The sequence below is a fragment of the Ruegeria sp. CH5 genome (assembly GCF_056537025.1).
This window is the reverse complement of record NZ_JBQFQT010000001.1, coordinates 141,208-160,843: the sequence shown is the minus strand read 5'-3', so window position 1 is coordinate 160,843 and position 19,636 is coordinate 141,208. Positions and strand designations below refer to the sequence as shown.

Sequence of the window (19,636 nt, the reverse complement as noted above, 5' to 3'; positions counted from 1 at the left end):
TACATACGAAACTCGAGGTATTTCGGCAGTGCAGCGTTTCCCTACTCGATGGATACGAGGGTTTTCCCTTGTTGCAGCCGTTGGCCTTCTGACAGCGTGCCAACTGCCCAAGGCAGGGCCGAACAAAACCGAAATTCTGGCGGGCTCGACGGTCAATGGCGGCAACGCCCACGTGGTCGAAGTTGATGACCGGGTGGCCCACGTCACCTCTGCGGTTCCACAGTTTGGTTTTCCGCCTGCCTTCCGGTCAGCACAAAGCGTAACATCCGACACCATTCGTCCCGGCGACGTGCTTGGCCTGACCATCTGGGAAAACGTCGACGACGGTCTGCTGGCTGGCGAAACCGGCCCATCGACCAATCTCGATGAGGTTCAGGTCGACAGCGAAGGCTTTATCTTCGTGCCCTATGCCGGCCGCTTGCGCGCCTCGGGCAATACGCCCGAGCAGCTTCGCTCGCTGATTGCAGAAAAGCTGCGCGAGCAGACGCCTGATCCGCAGGTTCAGATCCGCCGCGTGGCGGGTGACGGTGCGACGGTCTCGGTAACCGGCACGATCGGCGCCTCCGGCATCTACCCGATCGAGCGCCCGACCCGCACCTTGTCGACGATGCTTGCAAGGGCCGGTGGCGTGGCGGTCGCCCCGGATATTGCGCTGGTCACGGTGATCCGCGGCAATCAGCGTGGCACCGTGTGGTATGACGATTTGTTCCGCAATCCTGAAACCGACATCGCTCTGCGCGGCGGTGATCGCATCTTGGTCGAACAGGACACCCGGTCGTATATCGCGCTTGGGGCCACGGGCGGGCAATCCCGCGTCGCCTTCGACAGTCAGGATCTGTCCGCGCTGGAAGCGCTGGCGCAGGTCGGCGGTTTGCAATCGCTGTCCTCGGATCCCACAGGTATCTTCGTTCTGAGAGACGAGCGTGAAGACATTGCACGCAAAGTGCTGGGCCAGGCGAACCTTCAGGGCGAACAACGCGTGATCTACCTGCTGAACCTCACGGCGCCCAACGGTCTGTTTGTTGCACGTGATTTCGTGATCCGAGACGACGACACGATATACGTGACCGAAGCCCCGTATGCACAGTGGACCAAGTCGATTTCGCTGATTGCCGGCGGTCTGACACCCGTTGCAAACGTCGCCACGCTGACCGGAAACTGAGGCATGAAACCCGGCGCCGACACTGCGGACGCCGAGGATCGAACGCGCCTGTATGTCTACAATGGCGGGTTTCTGACCCAACGCAGGGTCCGACGCATCCTGTCGCTGGCGGGATTCGACATTCGCGTTGGGCTTCCGCGTTCGGGCGACATGGTGGGTATCTGGGGCGAAAGCCCGACCGCACACCGCGGAATTCGAGTTGCGAAGGACCGGAAAATCCCGCTGTTGCGGGTCGAGGATGCTTTTCTGCGATCCTTGCTGCCGGGGCGCGATCACGAGCCGCCGCTGGGCCTGCTTCTGGAACGACGTGCGATGCATTTCGATCCGTCACAGCCGTCGGACCTCGAAACTCTGCTGGCCACGCACCCGCTGGATGACACCGCCCTGCTGGATCGGGCGCGCGGCGCGATCGCACGGCTGAAGGAATCGCATCTGAGCAAGTATTCGGCCTGCGACCCGGATATCGCGCCCCCGGATCCGGGCTATGTACTGGTTGTCGATCAGATACAGGGCGATGCGGCGGTTACGGCAAGCCGGGGCGACCCGGCGCGGTTTCTCGAAATGCTGATCATGGCCCAAGAGGAAAACCCCGGCGCGCGTGTGATCATCAAGACCCACCCGGAAACACTGCAGGGTCATCGGCGCGGTTTTTTCTCGGCAGATGACGAAACTGACCGTGTCTCCCTGCTGGCGGATCAGATCAGCCCCTGGTCGTTGCTGGAAGGCGCGATCGGGGTCTATACCCTGTCCTCGCAGCTGGGGTTTGAGGCCATTCTGGCCGGTCACAAACCTAGGGTTTTTGGGCAACCCTTCTATGCTGGGTGGGGTCTGACACAGGACGAGATGCCTCTGGCGCGCCGTCAGCGTAATCTGACCCGCGCTCAACTATTCGCTGCCGCCATGATACTGTACCCGACGTGGTACGATCCCTATCGCGACCAGCTGTGTGAGCTGGAAACGGTGCTGGATACGCTTGAAGCCCAGAGCCGCGCTTGGCGACAGGACAGGCACGGCTGGACAGCGTCTGGAATGCGCTTGTGGAAACGCAGGCATATTCAGCAAACCTTCGGGAAGTGGAAAAAAGTCCGTTTCGTGCCGGAACGACCCTTGGCGACCGATCGGTCCCATATGGTTTGGGGCAATCGTGATCTGGACGCCGAAGATGTGGTCCGCGTCGAAGACGGTTTTGTGCGCTCGCGCGGGTTGGGGGCCAACCTTGTGCCCCCGCTTTCACTGGTGACCGACGACCTTGGAATTTACTACGACCCCACCCGACCCAGCCGTCTGGAAGAACTGATCACCGCTCGCGAAGAGTTGCGACCCGATCAGGAGATACGGATACGCCGCCTGGTGACGCAACTCACCGCGGCGGGACTAAGCAAATACAATACGGGCGGCGGTTGCCCGCCCTTGCCGGACGGGCACCGGATTCTTGTACCTGGCCAGGTAGAGGACGACGCCTCGATCCGGTTGGGCACCAGCACGGTCCGCACAAATCTCGAGTTGCTGAGCACCGTTCGCGCGGCCAATCCCGACGCAGTTCTGATCTACAAACCGCACCCAGATGTTGAGGCCGGGCTTCGAGACGGTCGAATAGACGCCGAGGGTCTGGCGGATGTCGTCCTCCACGATGTCGATCCGGCACTGGTTCTGCCAGAGGTTCATGAGGTCTGGACAATGACCTCACTGCTTGGGTTCGAAGCTTTGCTGCGCGGGATAAAGGTCACTACGCTTGGGGCCCCGTTTTACGCCGGCTGGGGTCTGACGACGGACCTTGGATCGGTCCCGGCACGACGAGGCGCGCGACCGACGGTGTTGGGCCTGGCTTACGCCACGCTCATCGACTATCCACGGTATTTCGATCCAGTCACGCGCGACGCATGCCCGGCGGAGGTTGTCGCAGACCGTTTGACGAATGGCCCGATTGCACCAGCTGGGCCGGCAATTCGGCTGCTGGCTAAGCTTCAGGGGGCTTTTGCAACACATGCGAACCTGTGGCGCTAGGGCTCGCCGCTAGCGGACCGGCCTGCGCCAGACATGCAGGACATCGCCACCCAAGTCCCGGGTTTCGACCAGCGAAAAGCGGGGCGCGTCGCCCAATTCCTCAAGCCCCATGGCGCCAATGGCGGGCAATCCCTCGGCTCCGATGGCCAAGCCCGCGCTGAAACCGACCAGCTCGTCGACCAGATCATTTGCCAGCAGGGACGCAGCCAGAGCCGAGCCCCCCTCGCAGAATACCCGGGTCAGACCGGCCTGCCCCAATTGGTGGAGCATGTCTGCAGCGTCGATCCGGTGATCCTGCAACGCGCAGGATATCAGCCGCGCGCCCAGTCCCTGCCACGCCGCGGCACGCTCGGGATCGGGCGACGGGCCATGGCAAAGCCAAACGGGAATATCAGACGCGGTTCGGGCCAACTGGCTGAGCAAAGGCAATTCGAGGTGACGTGAAACTACGACACGCACGGGTTGCCGGTCGATACCCAGATCACGAACCGTCAGCGAAGGATCGTCGGCCCGCGCGGTGCCCGCGCCGACCATCACCGCATCGTGCCGCGCACGCATGGCATGCACCGCCCGGCGGGCCTCGGGGCCGGTGATCCACTTGCTCTGCCCGGTCTCGGTTGCGATCCGTCCATCAAAGCTGCCGGCAAGTTTCAGCGTCACGAAGGGTCGGCCTTGCTCGGTCTTCATGAAAAAGCCCGCGTGATCCATTGCCGCCTGATCGCTCAGAACCCCGGTCGTGACCTCAATCCCGGCATCGCGCAACATGGCAAACCCCTGCCCCGCGACGCGCGGATCGCTGTCCTCGATCGCCGAAACCACGCGGGCCACTCCGGCGTCGATCAACGCCTGAGCACAAGGTGGCGTCTTGCCGTGATGCGAACATGGCTCCAGCGAAACATAAGCCGTCGCGCCACGCGCTTGTTCGCTGGCCTGGGCCAGAGCCTCGGTTTCCGCATGAGGGCGACCGCCGGGCTGCGTCCACCCGCGCCCGACGATCCGGCCGTTTTTCACCAGAACACATCCGACCGCGGGGTTGGGCCAGCAAGATCCTTGTCCGCGCCGCCCCAAGGACAGGGCCAGCGCCATGTATCGCTTGTCTGTTTCGGTCACTCGTCAGTCGATGGCTGCGGCGGGCGCAGTTCGTGGACGAACTCCTCGAAATCATCGGCCGCCTGGAAATTCTTGTATACGCTCGCAAAGCGAACATAGGCGACGGTGTCGATCCGCGCCAGTGCTTCCATGACGATCTCGCCGATCTTGTTGGACGGAATGTCGGTCTCACCCATGCTTTCCAGGCGCCGCACGATGCCGGATATCATCTGGTCGATGCGGTCCGGATCAATCGGGCGCTTCTGCATCGAAATACGGATTGACCGTTCCAGTTTGTCCCGGTCGAAATCCTCGCGTTTGCCATTTGTCTTGATGACCACAAGGTCGCGCAACTGGACCCGCTCATAGGTGGTGAAACGGCCCCCACACGCGGGGCAGAACCGACGCCTGCGGATGGCCACGTGATCTTCTGCCGGACGCGAGTCCTTGACCTGAGTATCGATATTTCCGCAAAACGGGCAGCGCATCCGCCGTCTCCTCGTCCCTTGTTCCGCCTCTTTTTGTCAGCGCTGTGGCCGACTTATCCACAACTATAGGGCAGCCGCTAGAGTTTGGGTAGTCGGAAATTTCAACCGCTATATGCAGGGTCACCCAAAATGCGCCGCAACTCGGCGAACATGGGGCGCGGTCCTGTGCTCGAACAGGTAGATACCCTGCCATGTTCCCAAGGCAGGTTGCCCACGTCGGACCGGGATCGAAAGCGAGACCGGCATCATAGCCGCCTTGATATGGGCCGGCATGTCATCGGGCCCTTCATACGTATGTTTCAGATAAGACATCGACGGATGATCTGTGGGCGGAACCAGCCGCGAGAAAAATGCCTGCAGGTCCGTCTGAACCTCGGGATCCGCGTTTTCCTGTATCAAGAGTGAACAGGATGTGTGGCGGACGAACAGCGTCAGCAATCCGTCGGCCCCACTTGAGGATAGCCAGTCACGGATGTCGGAGGTGAACTCGTACAGCCCCTGCCCTCGGGTTTCGATGGTGAATTCGGCCTGCATCAACCGGGTGGCCCTGTTTGCGTCAGTTGAAGAATGGGCGCACGTTGCACCGGGCATTCGCACCTTGGACCGACATGCTGTAGCCCGGTTGAAATCCAGAAACCACTACGCTGGGTTGCTGTGGCACGCCGCCTGTCGGCGGTTTGATCGAAAACTGCACGGCGGTCCGACGCCCGGTTGTCACACTGGGCCCGTAGCCGCGCAAAACGTAAATCCGCTGCTGCCAGCCGGCCCCCAGTTTGCGCCGAGCAAAATCCGCCGCCGCGCACCAATACCCATCAACGTCCTGCCGGGCGCGGGGGATGACCTCAAAATCGGTGCTGTTCATCGGCTCGGTCCGGTACCCGTTCGGGGCGGCGTTAGTCTCGACCGGAGCAGCTGCAACCATTGCCGCAACCGCGTAGCATGTCAGAATATGTTTCATTGCAAATATCTTCCCTGATTTTGACACGCATCATAGCCTAGTTTTTCACCAAGCCCAGAACAGCGTCGTTCACGATGATTTCAGGAACAGTGCGCACGCGAGTGGTGCCTTGCGTCCGGGGAACTGGGACATGCATTCAATGTGTGCCGGGGAGCCACAGATCGGTTGGTGTGACCAAATCCTTCGGCTCTGCCCGATCCCCACGGGACTGACCCGGCACGCGGCTGATTTATGACGGCCGTACCATCGAGTCTTTCTTTGCCCGGCCACGTCTTTGTGATCTGAAGCCATTTCCGGTGCACGTAAGTGCGCCGTGTCTGACCCTGTGTGGAAACGGTCACCTCACAAAAACTATGCAAATGACAAAATTCGCTACATAATCCGGCCAATTCAGTGGGTTCCGGAGCGTGGCATGCAAGTCGATATCGCCAGAATTCAGCTGCTGGCGTCCGCGTTGCAGGATCAGGCAGGGAATACTGATACGGTCGTTCGAGTCCTCGCCAAAAGCGGGCTGAGTGCGCAAGACCTCGCGCCGCCTGCAAAGTTGTACAGTGCCCATAGCGAGGCCTTGTTTGCCCGCCACGCTTGCGATGAACTCAACGACATCCTGTTCGGCGCGCGAACGGGCTTGCAGTTCAGCGCAACTTCTAGCCTGACCGCTTATATCAGCAAGTATTCCCGGGATCTCCGGCAGGTACTGGAGAACGCCAACCACTTCCACCGGCTGATTGATCCGGCCTTCGCCGTGAGGCTGCATGAGTCCGGAAATTCGGCAACCATCGAGGCCAGGTGGAAGGACCCAAGCTTTTCGCGGTACCACCGGCGAACCGAGTTCCTCATGTTTGCCTGCATTGCCCGCCTGCGTGCTCTGACGGGGATCCCGATCCAACCGATCGAACTACGGTTTCAGCACAAGGTCGGCGCGCGAGAGGAAGACTATTCCAAACTCGGCAAATTCCCGGTGGTGTTTGGCGCGGAAAAGCTCGAGATCATTTTGCCGCAATCAACGCTCGACGTGCCTGTCCCGACCTACGACCCCAGCTTGCGACAGCACCTGATGGAATATGGTGACCGTCTTCTGCGTGAAAACAGTGACGAAAAACAGACTCTACGGTCGCGGGTCGAAGGGCGGATCACCCAATCGCTTCCGGGAGCCATCGCCCGCGCCGAACAGGTCGCCAAGGATCTGGGCATGAGCCCGCGGACATTCGGTCGGCGCCTGACCGAGGAAGGCACCAGCTTTCGCGAAATTGTCGACGACCTGCGCTGTGACCTCGCCAGAACGTTTCTGAAGAACGACATGAGCCTATCTGAGATCTCATACAGCCTTGGCTACGCAGACCAGGCGGCGTTTTCGACTGCCTTCAAACGCTGGACCGGGCAATCTCCCAGCGCATACAAGGATAAGTCCCGGCGCAGAATGCTTGCCTGACAAGCGGCCGGGGGTCATCAGCGTTGCCGCCTCGCCCCGACCTGTCCCATGAGCGGACACAAGCGATATGGTCCGCGAAGGCTCTGACCACTTGCGAATTCCCGCCAAATTGAATTCACGTTTGGCCGTCGTGAACCAAACCGCAGCTCAAATGAAAGAAGGCGCCTCGGTCGAGGCGCCTTTTTGATCACTGATCCAGGAAGGACCGCAGCTTTCGGCTTCGGCTGGGATGTTTCAGCTTGCGCAGGGCCTTGGCTTCGATCTGCCGGATACGTTCGCGCGTCACGCTGAACTGCTGACCAACCTCTTCCAGCGTGTGGTCGGTGTTCATGCCGATGCCGAAACGCATCCGCAGAACCCGCTCCTCGCGCGGGGTGAGCGAGGCCAGTACACGCGTGGTGGTTTCCTTGAGGTTTTCCTGAATGGCGCTGTCCAGCGGCAGCACGGCATTCTTGTCCTCGATGAAATCACCCAGCTGGCTGTCTTCCTCGTCCCCGATCGGGGTTTCCAGAGAAATCGGCTCCTTGGCGATCTTCATCACCTTGCGGACCTTTTCAAGCGGCATCTGAAGCTTTTCGGCCAGTTCTTCCGGCGTCGGCTCGCGTCCGATCTCGTGCAGCATCTGGCGGCCAGTCCGCACCAGCTTGTTGATCGTCTCGATCATGTGCACCGGAATACGGATGGTGCGCGCCTGATCCGCGATCGAGCGCGTGATCGCTTGACGGATCCACCAGGTCGCATAGGTCGAGAACTTGTAGCCACGGCGGTATTCGAACTTGTCCACCGCCTTCATCAGGCCGATGTTGCCTTCCTGAATGAGATCAAGGAATTGCAGGCCACGGTTGGTGTATTTCTTAGCGATCGAGATCACCAGGCGCAGGTTGGCCTCGACCATTTCCTTTTTGGCCTGACGCGCCTCTTTCTCGCCTTTCTGGACCTGCTGCACGATGCGGCGGAATTCGCTGATGTCCAAACCGACATATTGACCGATCTGCGCCATGTCGTTGCGAAGTTCCTCGACCTTGTCCGACGAGCGTTCGATGAACATCTGCCAGCCCCGGCCCGGCTTTTGAGCCATGTCGGACAGCCAGTTGGGATCAAGTTCGCGACCGCGATACTCGTCAATGAACTCACGGCGGTTGATGCGGGCCTGGTCGGCCAGCTTCACCATGGCACTGTCCAGCGACATCACCCTTTTGTTGATGCCGTACAACTGATCGATCAGGGCTTCGATCCGGTTGTTGTGCAGATGCAGGCCATTCACCAGTTCAACGATCTCGGCGCGCAGCTTTTGATAGGTCTGCTCATCCTTGTCGCTGAACGACCCATCCTCGTTCAGAGTTGCCGAGATCCGGCTGTCCTGCATTTCCGAGAGCTTTGCGAAATCCGTCGAGATCCGCTCAAGCTGGGTCAGAACCTGATCTTTCAGTGCCGCTTCCATCGCGGCCAACGACATGTTCGCCTGATCGTCTTCGTCATCGTCATCATCGTTGGCAATCGGGTTGCCGTCGGCGTCCAGTTCGGGACCCGTGTCCTTGGCGGGCTTGGCGGCCGCGACAGTCGAGGTATCCACCACTGGCTCTTCTACGTCGCCATCCTCGTCCATCTGATTGCCGAATGTCGCTTCCAGATCGATGACATCGCGCAGCAGGATGTCCTCGGACAACAGTTCGTCATGCCAGATCGAGATCGCCTGAAAGGTCAGCGGGCTTTCGCAGAGCCCGAGGATCATGGTGTTGCGACCGGCTTCGATCCGTTTCGCGATGGCGATTTCGCCCTCGCGGCTCAGCAGTTCGACCGACCCCATCTCGCGCAGATACATGCGCACCGGGTCATCGGTCCGGTCCAGCTTTTCGGTTTGCGCACCGGCCAGCGCAACCTCGCGGTTGCTGTCGGTGGTGACCAGATCGGTCGAGCCCTTCTGCTCTTCCTCTTCGGCCTCTTCGTCTTCGATGATGTTGATGCCCATCTCGGACAGCATCGACATAACGTCCTCGATCTGTTCCGAACTGACCTGATCCGGCGGCAGGACCTGGTTGAGCTGATCGTAAGTGATGTAGCCTTTCTCGCGAGCCTCGGCGATCATCTTCTTGACCTGGGCCTGGCTCATGTCCAGCGAGATTTCCTGTTCCTGGTCGTCGGACTTCCGTTCCTCGTTGGTATCCTTGGCGGCCATTCAGTGCTCCTGCAGGGATGGGTGATTCGATGGAACCGAATCATTAGCGCGTAGAAGTGATTCGGCCACCCGTTTACCCGTTTTTCTTTTCCAGTGCTTTATGAAAACACCACTTCAGCGGCGTTTCCGCTCGAACTTGATACCGGACATGATCGCCTGAAACGCGTCTTTCTCGTCACGATTGATTCGCGCCCCGTTGTCCGCAATGTCGAAAATGGCCCTGTCCTCATTCTGGCTGCGGCTTGCGCGGTTGCGTTCTTCGGCGGCCTGGGCCAACCGGAACGTCAACGCTTCGTCCGCCAGATCGGACAACTCCTCTTCGGCTTCAGCAATCTCGGCATCCAGCCCCCGGAGCGCTTTGATTTTTGCGAGTTCCTCGGCCAGAGTCATCTGTGCCTTTTCGACGTCGCCCGGTTTGTGCACACAGGGGATTACAGCGACATGGCGAAGGGCCAGCAGGTTTTCAAGAGGGGCCGGCCCCAAAGACTGAACAATGTGCTCTTTGAGGTTGTCGGGATCGTCGATCGCGTGCCGCAGGATCGCATCGCGTAGGGCCGCGTGATCGGGGTTCAGGCATTCCATCTCTTCCAGTTGATGCTCGAATTGAACGACCACCTCTGGGTTCAGGATTGCAATCGCTAGGATTGCCGCTTCACGCAGTTGGATATCCGCATTCTCCGAGGACGCAAGGAACGAGGCCCGCGCATCCGGAGTTGCCGACGGTTTTGGCGGTTGCCATTTGCCTTTCGGCTGCCAGTTTCGAGCCCCTGCCCCTTGCCGCTGCGGGCGGAAAAGCTGCCAGCGGAGGTCCTTGATTTCCTGCCCGTAATGCGACCGGATCGAGGGATCGCGGATCAGTTGGATCTTTTCGCGCAGCTCCTTGTCGAGGGCCGCCTTGCGCTCGGGGCTGTCGAACACCTTGCCCTCGGTCTCGCGCCGCCACAGAAGCCGCACCATCGGAATGGCCGCGTCCAGCACCGCCTGAACCGCTGCCGGGCCTTCGGCGCGCAGCAGATCGTCGGGATCCTTGCCTTCGGGCATCAGGGCGAACCGCAGAGACTTGCCGGCCACCAGCAGGGGCAGCGCCAGGTCGATGGCCCGCATCGCCGCGCGCAGGCCGGCCGTGTCGCCATCCAGCGCGATGATCGGCTCGTCGGCGATGCGCCACAGCATGTGCAACTGATGTTCGGTGATCGCGGTGCCCAGCGGTGCGACGGCGGCGCCGAAACCTGCCTCGGACAGGGCAATCACATCCATATAGCCCTCGGCCACGATCAGCGGTTGCCCCTTGCCCGCCGCCTGACGGGCCGGTCCGTGGTTGTAGAGGCTTCGCCCCTTGTCGAACAGCGCGGTTTCGGGCGAGTTCAGATACTTGGCGTTGTCATTGGGGTCCATCGCCCGCCCGCCGAACGCGATGCACCGGCCGCGCGGATCGCGGATCGGGAACATGATGCGGTTGCGGAAGGTGTCATAGGGCTTTTTGCCCTTGCTCGACGGCTTGGCCAGACCGGTGCCTAGGATCAGGTCCTCGGCCACGTTCTTGCCGCGCAGATGGTCCCACAACGCCTGCCAGCCATCGGGCGCAAACCCGATTTCCCAGCGGTCCAACGCCTGAGCGTCCAGACCGCGGCGGTCCAGATAGGCGCGCGCCTCGGCCCCTGCCCCGGTCTTGAGTTGCAGGCGAAAGAACTGTACCGCCTGCTCCAAGACATCGGCCAATTGCGCCCGGTGGTCCTGCTTTTCCTGCGCCTTTGGGTCGCGCGCGGGCATCGGCAAGCCGGCCTCGCGCGCCAGGATCTCGACCGCCTCGATGAACGAGACGTTCTCGGTTTCCTTCACAAAGCTGATCGCGTCGCCTTTGGCATGGCACCCGAAGCAGTAATAGAACCCCTTCTGGTCATCCACATGGAACGAAGCGGTCTTTTCGTGATGGAACGGGCATGGTGCCCACATGTCGCCCTTGCCCGGATTGGACTTGCGGTTGTCCCACATGACCTTGCGCCCGACGACCTGAGACAGGCTCAGACGGGTGCGTAGCTCATCCAGAAATCCAGGGGGCAATGACATGCTTCATACATGGCAGAAACCGGGCCGCCCGCCAAGGGCGCGGCGGGCCTTTGTCCACAGCCAATTCGCGGCCCTGTGGATTACTGCTGCAGGCACAGTTCCATCCAAGCCGCGCCAAGGTCTTTTTTGCGGATGTCGCGCATCTTCTGCTCGTAGACCCATGGGGTGATCAACGGGATAGCGGCGTTGTAGTTCTCGGGCCAGGTCGGGCCGGCCTCGGCCAGCGCTTCCGGAACGTCCCGTTCTTTCACGCGATCAAGACGGGCTTTTTGTACCGCCGCCACAACGTCTGCTTGATAGCGGCAGCTTTGCTCCTTGGTTTCAGCGGCAGCCAGCGGTGTGGCAAGCAGTGTGGCGGCAAGTGCGATGCGCAGCATAAGGTCCCCTTGGAATCAGTTCTTTGCAACAGTCTAACCGCGTGCTGCCACACCTTCCATTGCCCTCTGCAGATCATGCACCAACGATGTGGCCATCGACCGGAATACCATGATCTGAAAGGCTTTCTCACCAACCCGAGTGATCGACGCCGTCATGTGAAACAGCAGCGTGCGCGCCGTATGTCCGCGCTTGAAGTGCTGCGGGCGCAGATCGACGGGCACCAGACGGGCCAGGACATCTTCGGCCCCGTCGCCCTCAAGCCGCACCACGGCCCAGGCATCGGACTGGTCGACGACCGCGGCGTGGGCGGACAGCGACGGGTCCGGCGCGGGGCCGAACAGCATGACCTGACCCGGGCCGAACCAGACCGCCCGCGCGCCCGACTTCCCGGTAGCGCGGTTCGGGGCCGGCAGGGCCATGCCATGCGCCGCCTTCATCGCCTCGGACAGTGATTTGGTCTGCCCTTGAAAGGCCGAAACCGCATGTATCGCGCCCGGGTCGACCTCGGTGACCGAGACCGTTCCGATGGTCAGCGGCAGCAGCCCGTCACACGGGGTCTGGGCAATCAGCTTATCCACGCACACGCTCTCCTTCTGGGTCAAAGAACACCGAGTCCGTCACCTCGCACAGCGTGGTTACGCCGCGCAGGTGATCGACCATTTTGACGATCTCGCCATGACGGTCGAGGCCATCGGCCAGAAACGCCAACCCCAGCATGCAGCCCAGCGTCGGCGAATAGCAGACCGAGGTCACATAGCCCTGATCGTTGGTGCGCACCGGCGCGTCCTCTTCGTTGTACAGATGGGCGCCGGCCAGCAACTGGCGGCTTTCCCCGATGGGTTTGATCCCGACCAACCGCTCGCGCCCCGGCTCCTCAAGCCCCGAGCGTTCGGACATAGTCTTGCCGATGCAGTCCTTTTTCTGCGACACCATCCGGCCCATCCCGATGTCAAAGGCCGTGGTTCGCCCGTGGATTTCGGCATGGGTGATGAACCCTTTCTCGATCCGCAGGACGTTCAGCGCCTCCATCCCATAGAGACCGCCACCCAGTGCCTCGGCCCGTTGGGTCAGGATGTCGAACAGGCTGGCCCCGTACCGCGCGGGCACGGCGATCTCATAGGCGTGTTCGCCCGAGAACGAGATCCGGAACAGACGGCCCGGCACCCCCAGAACCGAAACCGGCCCGCAGGCCATGAACGGCCACGCGGCATCATCCAGCGGTGTGTCCAGAACGCCGTTCAGCACCTCGCGCGATTTGGGGCCGGCCACGGCGAATTGCGCCCATTGTTCCGTCACTGAAACCAGCGACACGTCCCAATCGGGCCGCAGCCCCTGGCGCACGAATTCCAGATGCTTCATCACGTCACCAGCGGCGGCGGTCGTGGTGGTCATCAGGAAATGACTGTCACCCAGGCGCGCGGTGGTGCCGTCATCCATGACGAACCCGTCCTCGCGCAGCATCAGCCCATAGCGCACGCGCCCGACCTTCAGTGTCGAAAACATGTTGGTATAGACGAAATCCAGAAACTGAGCGGCGTCGCGCCCCTGAATGTCGATCTTGCCCAGGGTCGAGACATCGCACACGCCGACCGCCGTGCGCACCATCTGCACTTCGCGGTCGCAGGATTGGCGCCATGTGGTCTCGCCCGGCTGCGGGAAATAGCTGGGCCGATACCACAGCCCCGCCTCGACCATCGGCGCCCCGCGCGCCACCGACGCCTTGTGCGAGGTGGTGAAGCGCTGCGGCTTGAACCCCGCCCCCTCGGCCCCCGCGCCCAGCGCGGCAATGGCAATCGGCGCGTAAGGCGGGCGAAAGGTGGTGCTTCCGGTCTCGGGGATCGCACGCCCGGTGGCATCCGCAAGAATGGCCAGCGCCGCGACATTCGAGTTCTTGCCCTGATCGGTGGCCATGCCTTGCGTGGTATAACGCTTCATGTGCTCGACCGAGCGGAAATTCTCGGTCGCGGCCTGTTTGACGTCCTTGACGGTCACGTCGTTCTGGAAATCCAGCCACGCGCGCCCCTTGCCCGGCACCGCCCACAGCTGCGCGATTTCATAGGGTTGATCCTCGGCCTGCGGCGGCTCGAGTTTGGGCGCCTTAAGGCCCAGATCACCCAGCGCCTCGGTCGCAGCCGAAATGCCCTCGCTCAGACAAGCCGCGGTCGAGAACGCGCCGTTGCAGGCCCCGGCCGGGCGCATCCCGGGCACGGCGCCCGGCGTGGGCACGAAGGCGGCAATGTCACGCCGCCAGGTCGGGCGCCCGTTCATGTGGCAGGTCAGGTGGACCGAGGGGTTCCATCCGCCGGTCATCGCCAGACAATCGGTCTGAATGCGCTCTTCTCCGCTGGCGCGGCGCACGGTTATCGACTCCAGCCCCTTGCGCCCCGAACTGCCACAGACCTGCGCCCCGCGCAGCACCGGATAGTCGGTCGACACCGGCCCGTCATGGCGGCTGTCTATCACGGCGGCCACGTGAACACCTGCGGCCAGCAGGTCGCGGGCCGTTCGGTGGATGTCATCGGTGTTGCCGAAGACCGTGACACTCCGGCCGGCCGCGACGCCCCAGCGGTTCAGATAGGCTCGCACGGCCCCGGCGGTCATGATGCCGGGCCGGTCATTGTTTCGAAACGCCACCGGGCGTTCCAGCGCCCCGGCGGTCAGAACCGAGCGGCGGGCGGCGATCCTCCAATAGGTTTCCAGCGGCGCACCGGCGGGACGGTCGCTCGTATGGTGCAAGACCCGTTCGAGCGCGACAAAGGTGCCCTGGTCGTAGGCACCCGCAACGGTCGTGCGGGTCATCAACCGCACATTGTCCATCGCCCGCAGCTCGGCCAGAACCTCGTCTGCCCAGACTTGACCCGGCTTGCCATCCACCTCGAGCGTTTCGGCCAGCAGACGCCCGCCCATCTGGTTGCTTTCATCGGCCAGAATGACATCCGCCCCGGCCCGGCCGGCCGTCAAGGCGGCCATCAAACCCGCCGGGCCAGCCCCGATCACCAGCAGGTCGCAGAAGGCATAGGCGCTTTCATACGTGTCGACGTTGGCCTGCCCGGACAGCGCGCCCAACCCCGCGGCGCGGCGGATCATCGGCTCGTACAGCTTCTCCCAGAAGCTGCGGGGCCACATGAAGGTCTTGTAGTAGAAGCCCGCGCCCAGGAAGGGCGCGGCCAGATCGTTCACCGCCATCACGTCGAAATTCAGGCTGGGCCAGCGGTTCTGGCTGCGCGCCTCAAGGCCTGGATAGATCTCTTGCATCGTGGCCCGCACATTCGGGTCCTGCGCGGCGTCTCGGCCGATGGTGACCAGCGCATTCGGTTCTTCGCTGCCGGCGGTCAGGACGCCGCGCGGGCGATGATACTTGAACGACCGCCCCATCAGGCGCACGCCATTGGCCAGCAGCGCCGAGGCCAGCGTGTCGCCCTGAAAGCCCGAATACCGGATGCCGTCAAAGGAAAATTCGACCGGTGTGCCGCGGTCGATCAGCCCCCTGCCAGCGACCCTCATCGTTTGCCCCCGGACGCAGGTTCGGTCGCCGAAATTTCGTGGGTCAGCGTGTTGCGTGTCACGACGATCCATGCGCCGCAGCCGCCCTCGTGATACCATAGATCCCGCGTCTCGCCCGCCGGGTTGTCGCGCAAATAGACGAAATCGTCCCAAGCCTCCGGCCCGGCATCCGGGGCGGGCCGGTCCAGATCGACGGCGGCCCCGCGATAGTAGAACTCGCGGCGGTCACGCTCGCCGCAATAGGGACAGGTGATCCTCATGGCCGCGCCTCCTGGCTTTCACAAATATTCGAAAGAAACATCCCGGCCCGCCCCTAATGCAGATTGTGCTGAGAGCCCTTGCCCTCTTCATCGATGATCCCGCGCCCGGTGCGGAAACGATCCAGCCGGAACCCTGTCGCGTTCTCGTGGTACCGGTCGGTGGCCATCAGGTGGGCAAACACGTTGCCCGAGCCCGGAACCGCCTTGAACCCGCCGTAGTTCCAGCCGCAGTTCAGGTACAGCCCGTCGATAGGGGTGCGGTCGATGATCGGCGACCCGTCCGGCGACATGTCCATGATCCCGCCCCAGGACCGCAGCACCCGGGCTTTGCCGATCATCGGCATCAGGGCCACGCCGGCTTCCATCACGCTTTCGACCGTCGGCAGATTGCCCCGCGCCGCGTAGGAGGCATAGAAATCCAGGTCGCCGCCGAACACCAGCCCGCCCTTGTCGGATTGGCTGATGTAGAAATGCCCCATGCCGAAGGTCACGACGTGGTCGATGCAAGGCTTCAGCCCCTCGGTCACGAAGGCCTGCAGCACATGGCTTTCGATCGGCAAGCGCATCCCGGCCATGCCGGCAACAAGCCCCGAACGGCCCGCAACCACAATCCCTACCTTCTTGGCCCGGATCGCCCCGCGCGTCGTCTGCACCCCGCGCACGGCGCCGTTTTCGATGTCGATGCCGGTGACCTCGCAATTCTGGATCAGATCCACCCCGCGCTGATCCGCCCCGCGGGCATAGCCCCAGGCCACGGCATCATGCCGGGCCGTGCCGCCGCGCGGATGGTACAGGCCGCCATAGATGGGAAAGCGCAGATCGTCATAGTTCAGATAGGGCAGCATCTCGCGCAGCGCATCGCGGTCCAGCAGGATGGCATCGTCGCCCTGGCTGATCATCATGTTGCCCCGCCGCGCGGCCGCGTCCCGCTGCCCGTCCGAATGGAACAGGTTGATGATACCCCGCTGTGAATGCATCACGTTGTAGTTCAGGTCCTCTTCCATCCCCTCCCACAGCTTGAGGGAATGCGAATAGAACTCGGAATTTCCTTGCAGAAAATAGTTGGCGCGCACGATCGTCGTGTTGCGCCCCACATTGCCGCCGCCGATATAGCCCTTTTCCAGCACGGCGACATTGGTCAGTCCGTGCTCCTTCGCGAGGTAATACGCGGTGCTGAGACCGTGCCCGCCGCCGCCGATGATGACGATGTCGTATTCGGCTTTGGGCTCGGGATCACGCCAATGCGCCGTCCAACCCTTGTTGCCGGTCAGTCCTTCCTTCAGGACGCGCAAGCCGGAAAAGCGCATTCAGATCTCCCTGCGGGTTTGCTGGCATCAAACCAACTTCCAACAGGAGTAGCAATCCGGGCTCGGGGCTCCGCATCCGTTTTCGACAAGAACTTGTCAACGCGCGACCAAACCGGTCGCAAACGAATTCGCCTTCAGAACCGCAGACGGAAGGCAACGCCCACGATCGGAGCGGTATCATAGCCCTGCCGGCTGACCTCTTGCCCTGCTGCGTTGTCCAGGCGCAACTCGCCGTCAAACTCGGCGCCCGCAAATGCCGACAACGAAACTCCGGGGTTTGGCGCGTATTCAACCGACAGAACAACCGGGATGCTGCTGTCCTCGCCTACGCCGCCCGGTGCCAACCCGTTATCGTTCAACTGAAAGCGGACCCTCTCGGACCGAACGGCAAGCCCCACGCTGACACTTTCCGAAGCCTTGTATTCCAGCGTGACCCCGGGGCCTTGAGTGGCCCCCAACGCGCGCCCGGTGCTCAGACGCCAGCGCTCGGCAAAGGTCCAGTCGACCAGAAGCGCGGGAAAGACTTCGAGATCATTGGTTCCAACCTCGGAGAACACGCCAAATGCCGGGCCGATGCGCAGATTGGGGTTCACCGCCCATGAAATACCGGCGAAGGCACCATAGGTGAAGCCGTCCGAGGCACTGGCGCCGGTCTCATAGTCCCATCTCAATTGGGGCGAGACGATCACCGCAGCCCCGTTGTCCAGAGTGAAACGCAATGGAACGCTCAGGCGAATGTCGCGGATGTCGTCCCACGGCTGGTTTCCGGGCAACCCGAAATCGTAGGAAAACTGACCGAAACTCGCCAGCAAACCCACAAAGGACCCGTCACCATAGCTGTAAATGCCGCCTGCCCGCAGAAACGCGCGCGATGCGCTGAAATCACCGCCGTCCTCAAGATCGGCGCTGCCCTGATAGACAGCCAACCCTTCCACAGTCGGCGTCCAGCCCTGTCGGGGCTGGGCAATGGCGGCAGTCGCAAGCGCCAAGGTCGCGGATCCTATCGCCGCGGCCCAAGCTACAGAACGGGTAATTTGCATGAGATCCTCGCTGGTTTCACTGCCTGAACTCCAGCGCAGGATGTGCGGCAACCGGACTTTTTGTCAAAGCCCGATTGCCCGGTTTGCGAGACGTCAGAGGCCCTTGGCCCGATAGCTCTTGGCTACACGGTCAATGGACACGATGTAAGCCGCGGTGCGGAGGTCATCCACGTCGTCGCGATCATGCCAGACCTCGCTCATGGCCTGGTAGGCGATGCGCATCGTGTCATCCAGACCCGAGCGCACCAGCTCAAGTTCATCCGCGCCCTTGAGGTATTTGGCCTTGAAGTCCGGAGACATCGACCACGCGTCGCCAAGATAGCGATCCAGCCGTTCCAGCTCTTTCACGATCAGCTCGTGCCGCGCCTCTTCCTGACGGCGCTGCATCCGGCCGAAACGGATGTGACTGAGGTTCTTGACCCATTCAAAATACGAGACCGTTACACCGCCGGCGTTCGCGTACATGTCGGGAATGATCACGGTGCCCTTCTTGCGCAGCACTTCGTCGGCCCCGGCGGTCACCGGGCCGTTCGCGGCCTCGATGATCAGCGGCGCCTTGATGCGCTCGGCATTAGACAGGTTGATCACGCCCTCCAACGCTGCCGGGATCAGAATATCGCACTCCTCTTCCAACACAGCAGTGCCCTCTGCGGTGTGCGTTGCATCCGGGTAGCCGTTCACGCCGCCATGTTTGACGATCCACTGGTGAACCGCTTCGACGTCGATCCCCTCGGGGTTATAGATCGCACCGTCACGTTCGATGATGCCCACAACCAGAGAGCCGTCTTCCTCACTCAGGAACTTGGCCGCGTGATAGCCCACGTTGCCGAGGCCTTGAACGATGACCCGCTTGCCGTCCAGCGAGCCTGACATACCAGCTTTCTTGACGTCCTCGGGGTGACGGAAGAACTCGCGCAGCGCGTATTGGATGCCACGCCCCGTCGCCTCGACCCGGCCCGAGATGCCGCCGGCATTCAACGGCTTGCCGGTCACGCAGGCCCGCGCGTTGATGTCTGTGGTGTTCATCCGCGCATACTGGTCAGCCATCCAAGCCATTTCACGCTCGCCGGTGCCCATGTCAGGGGCCGGGACGTTCTGCGACGGGTTGATCAGGTCGCGCTTGGCCAACTCATAGGCGAAACGGCGGGTGATCTGCTCCAGCTCATGCTCCTCGTATTTGCGCGGGTCGATACGCAGGCCGCCCTTGGACCCGCCAAACGGAGCCTCGACCAAAGCGCACTTGTAGGTCATCAGCGCAGCAAGCGCCTCGACCTCGTCCTGGTTCACGGCCATCGCATAGCGGATACCGCCCTTTACCGGCTCCATATGCTCGGAATGAACCGAGCGATAGCCGGTGAAAGTATGGATCTGCCCCCGCAGACGCACGCCAAACCGAACGGTGTAGGTCGCATTGCAGACCCGGATCTTTTCCTCAAGCCCGGGCGGAAGATCCATCAGGGCAGCCGCCCTGTTGAACATCAGATCTACACTCTCCCGAAAGCTGGGTTCCTTGATGGCCGTCATAAAATCCTCCATGCCGGTTGACGTCGAGCGTCATGACGTTTTGTCGCACCCTTGGCAAGCAGCTGCAATCGCGATTTGCACTTTTTTTCATCAATTTATGAACAGCGCGTTTCGACCATCCGAGCCGAGTCGCGGACGTTTACGATTTCCGGAAATTGTCCCGAGCAACGAAACAAAGCCACCCTTCCCGGCCAGACTGCCGCCGTTTTTCATTCAAAAAGAGCACCATAGTGACGATCACGCCCAA

16 protein-coding genes are annotated in these 19,636 nt (G+C 61.9%); 3 read left to right on the top strand and 13 right to left on the bottom strand.

What is annotated here, in order from left to right; genetic code table 11:
* The first annotated feature begins 28 nt into the window (after window positions 1–28).
* Window positions 29–1,162 carry a polysaccharide biosynthesis/export family protein gene (locus ACR0JC_RS00750; RefSeq protein WP_367647286.1) on the top strand — a complete coding sequence of 378 codons (1,134 nt, stop codon included), beginning with the start codon at window positions 29–31 and terminating at the stop codon, window positions 1,160–1,162.
* 3 nt (window positions 1,163–1,165) lie between these two features.
* Window positions 1,166–3,166, top strand: coding sequence for a capsular polysaccharide biosynthesis protein (locus ACR0JC_RS00745; protein ID WP_480762977.1), 2,001 nt, complete (start codon window positions 1,166–1,168; stop codon window positions 3,164–3,166).
* 9 nt (window positions 3,167–3,175) lie between these two features.
* Here ACR0JC_RS00745 and ribD read toward each other — a convergent pair whose 3' ends face one another.
* From ribD to ACR0JC_RS00725, 4 genes are all read right to left on the bottom strand, one after another.
* Complete coding sequence (gene ribD, locus ACR0JC_RS00740) at window positions 3,176–4,276, bottom strand: bifunctional diaminohydroxyphosphoribosylaminopyrimidine deaminase/5-amino-6-(5-phosphoribosylamino)uracil reductase RibD (protein WP_170339718.1); 1,101 nt, start codon at window positions 4,274–4,276, stop codon at window positions 3,176–3,178.
* Window positions 4,273–4,743, bottom strand: coding sequence for a transcriptional regulator NrdR (nrdR, locus tag ACR0JC_RS00735; protein WP_039534475.1), 471 nt, complete (start codon window positions 4,741–4,743; stop codon window positions 4,273–4,275). Before nrdR ends, ribD begins: the two co-directional genes overlap by 4 nt.
* A 120-nt stretch (window positions 4,744–4,863) precedes the next feature.
* Window positions 4,864–5,277: a secondary thiamine-phosphate synthase enzyme YjbQ gene (locus tag ACR0JC_RS00730; protein ID WP_170340078.1), complete on the bottom strand. Its 414-nt coding sequence runs from the start codon at window positions 5,275–5,277 to the stop codon at window positions 4,864–4,866.
* Between the two features lie 22 nt (window positions 5,278–5,299).
* Entirely contained in the window at window positions 5,300–5,701 is a 402-nt protein-coding gene (locus ACR0JC_RS00725) for a hypothetical protein (RefSeq protein WP_170339720.1), read from the bottom strand.
* A 325-nt stretch (window positions 5,702–6,026) separates the two neighbouring features.
* On the opposite strand from ACR0JC_RS00725, the gene ACR0JC_RS00720 reads away from it, so the two are divergent.
* Window positions 6,027–7,133 carry a helix-turn-helix domain-containing protein gene (locus ACR0JC_RS00720; RefSeq protein WP_480762972.1) on the top strand — a complete coding sequence of 369 codons (1,107 nt, stop codon included), beginning with the start codon at window positions 6,027–6,029 and terminating at the stop codon, window positions 7,131–7,133.
* Window positions 7,134–7,320: 187 nt separating this feature from the next.
* Here ACR0JC_RS00720 and rpoD read toward each other — a convergent pair whose 3' ends face one another.
* From rpoD to ACR0JC_RS00675, 9 genes are all read right to left on the bottom strand, one after another.
* Window positions 7,321–9,309 carry an RNA polymerase sigma factor RpoD gene (rpoD, locus tag ACR0JC_RS00715; protein ID WP_170339724.1) on the bottom strand — a complete coding sequence of 663 codons (1,989 nt, stop codon included), beginning with the start codon at window positions 9,307–9,309 and terminating at the stop codon, window positions 7,321–7,323.
* 114 nt (window positions 9,310–9,423) lie between these two features.
* Window positions 9,424–11,376, bottom strand: a complete 1,953-nt coding sequence (dnaG, locus tag ACR0JC_RS00710; protein WP_170339727.1) for a DNA primase — start codon at window positions 11,374–11,376, stop codon at window positions 9,424–9,426.
* 80 nt (window positions 11,377–11,456) lie between these two features.
* Window positions 11,457–11,753: a hypothetical protein gene (locus tag ACR0JC_RS00705; RefSeq protein ID WP_170339728.1), complete on the bottom strand. Its 297-nt coding sequence runs from the start codon at window positions 11,751–11,753 to the stop codon at window positions 11,457–11,459.
* 33 nt (window positions 11,754–11,786) lie between these two features.
* Window positions 11,787–12,332, bottom strand: a complete 546-nt coding sequence (locus ACR0JC_RS00700) for a sarcosine oxidase subunit gamma (protein WP_170339730.1) — start codon at window positions 12,330–12,332, stop codon at window positions 11,787–11,789.
* A complete protein-coding gene (locus ACR0JC_RS00695; protein WP_170339733.1) occupies window positions 12,325–15,258 on the bottom strand; it encodes a sarcosine oxidase subunit alpha family protein in 2,934 nt (977 codons plus the stop codon). Before ACR0JC_RS00695 ends, ACR0JC_RS00700 begins: the two co-directional genes overlap by 8 nt.
* The gene (locus tag ACR0JC_RS00690) at window positions 15,255–15,518 is read right to left on the bottom strand and encodes a sarcosine oxidase subunit delta (RefSeq protein ID WP_005983905.1); all 264 of its coding nucleotides are present in this window, start codon (window positions 15,516–15,518) and stop codon (window positions 15,255–15,257) included. Before ACR0JC_RS00690 ends, ACR0JC_RS00695 begins: the two co-directional genes overlap by 4 nt.
* 53 nt (window positions 15,519–15,571) lie before the next feature.
* A complete protein-coding gene (locus tag ACR0JC_RS00685; RefSeq protein WP_170339735.1) occupies window positions 15,572–16,825 on the bottom strand; it encodes a sarcosine oxidase subunit beta family protein in 1,254 nt (417 codons plus the stop codon).
* A gap of 134 nt (window positions 16,826–16,959) precedes the next feature.
* A complete protein-coding gene (locus tag ACR0JC_RS00680) occupies window positions 16,960–17,814 on the bottom strand; it encodes a hypothetical protein (RefSeq protein ID WP_174822022.1) in 855 nt (284 codons plus the stop codon).
* Window positions 17,815–17,958: 144 nt separating this feature from the next.
* The gene (locus ACR0JC_RS00675; protein ID WP_093961747.1) at window positions 17,959–19,389 is read right to left on the bottom strand and encodes a Glu/Leu/Phe/Val family dehydrogenase; all 1,431 of its coding nucleotides are present in this window, start codon (window positions 19,387–19,389) and stop codon (window positions 17,959–17,961) included.
* Window positions 19,390–19,636 lie beyond the last annotated feature (247 nt).

What these genes read in the sequence shown, in the direction of transcription:
- ACR0JC_RS00745 (WP_480762977.1), top strand. Translation starts at nt 1,166, where the DNA reads ATGAAACCCGGCGCCGACACTGCGGACGCCGAGGATCGAACGCGCCTG.
- nrdR (WP_039534475.1), bottom strand. Translation starts at nt 4,743, where the DNA reads ATGCGCTGCCCGTTTTGCGGAAATATCGATACTCAGGTCAAGGACTCG.
- ACR0JC_RS00730 (WP_170340078.1), bottom strand. Translation starts at nt 5,277, where the DNA reads ATGCAGGCCGAATTCACCATCGAAACCCGAGGGCAGGGGCTGTACGAG.
- ACR0JC_RS00725 (WP_170339720.1), bottom strand. Translation starts at nt 5,701, where the DNA reads ATGAAACATATTCTGACATGCTACGCGGTTGCGGCAATGGTTGCAGCT.
- rpoD (WP_170339724.1), bottom strand. Translation starts at nt 9,309, where the DNA reads ATGGCCGCCAAGGATACCAACGAGGAACGGAAGTCCGACGACCAGGAA.
- dnaG (WP_170339727.1), bottom strand. Translation starts at nt 11,376, where the DNA reads ATGTCATTGCCCCCTGGATTTCTGGATGAGCTACGCACCCGTCTGAGC.
- ACR0JC_RS00705 (WP_170339728.1), bottom strand. Translation starts at nt 11,753, where the DNA reads ATGCTGCGCATCGCACTTGCCGCCACACTGCTTGCCACACCGCTGGCT.
- ACR0JC_RS00695 (WP_170339733.1), bottom strand. Translation starts at nt 15,258, where the DNA reads ATGAGGGTCGCTGGCAGGGGGCTGATCGACCGCGGCACACCGGTCGAA.
- ACR0JC_RS00690 (WP_005983905.1), bottom strand. Translation starts at nt 15,518, where the DNA reads ATGAGGATCACCTGTCCCTATTGCGGCGAGCGTGACCGCCGCGAGTTC.
- ACR0JC_RS00685 (WP_170339735.1), bottom strand. Translation starts at nt 16,825, where the DNA reads ATGCGCTTTTCCGGCTTGCGCGTCCTGAAGGAAGGACTGACCGGCAAC.
- ACR0JC_RS00675 (WP_093961747.1), bottom strand. Translation starts at nt 19,389, where the DNA reads ATGACGGCCATCAAGGAACCCAGCTTTCGGGAGAGTGTAGATCTGATG.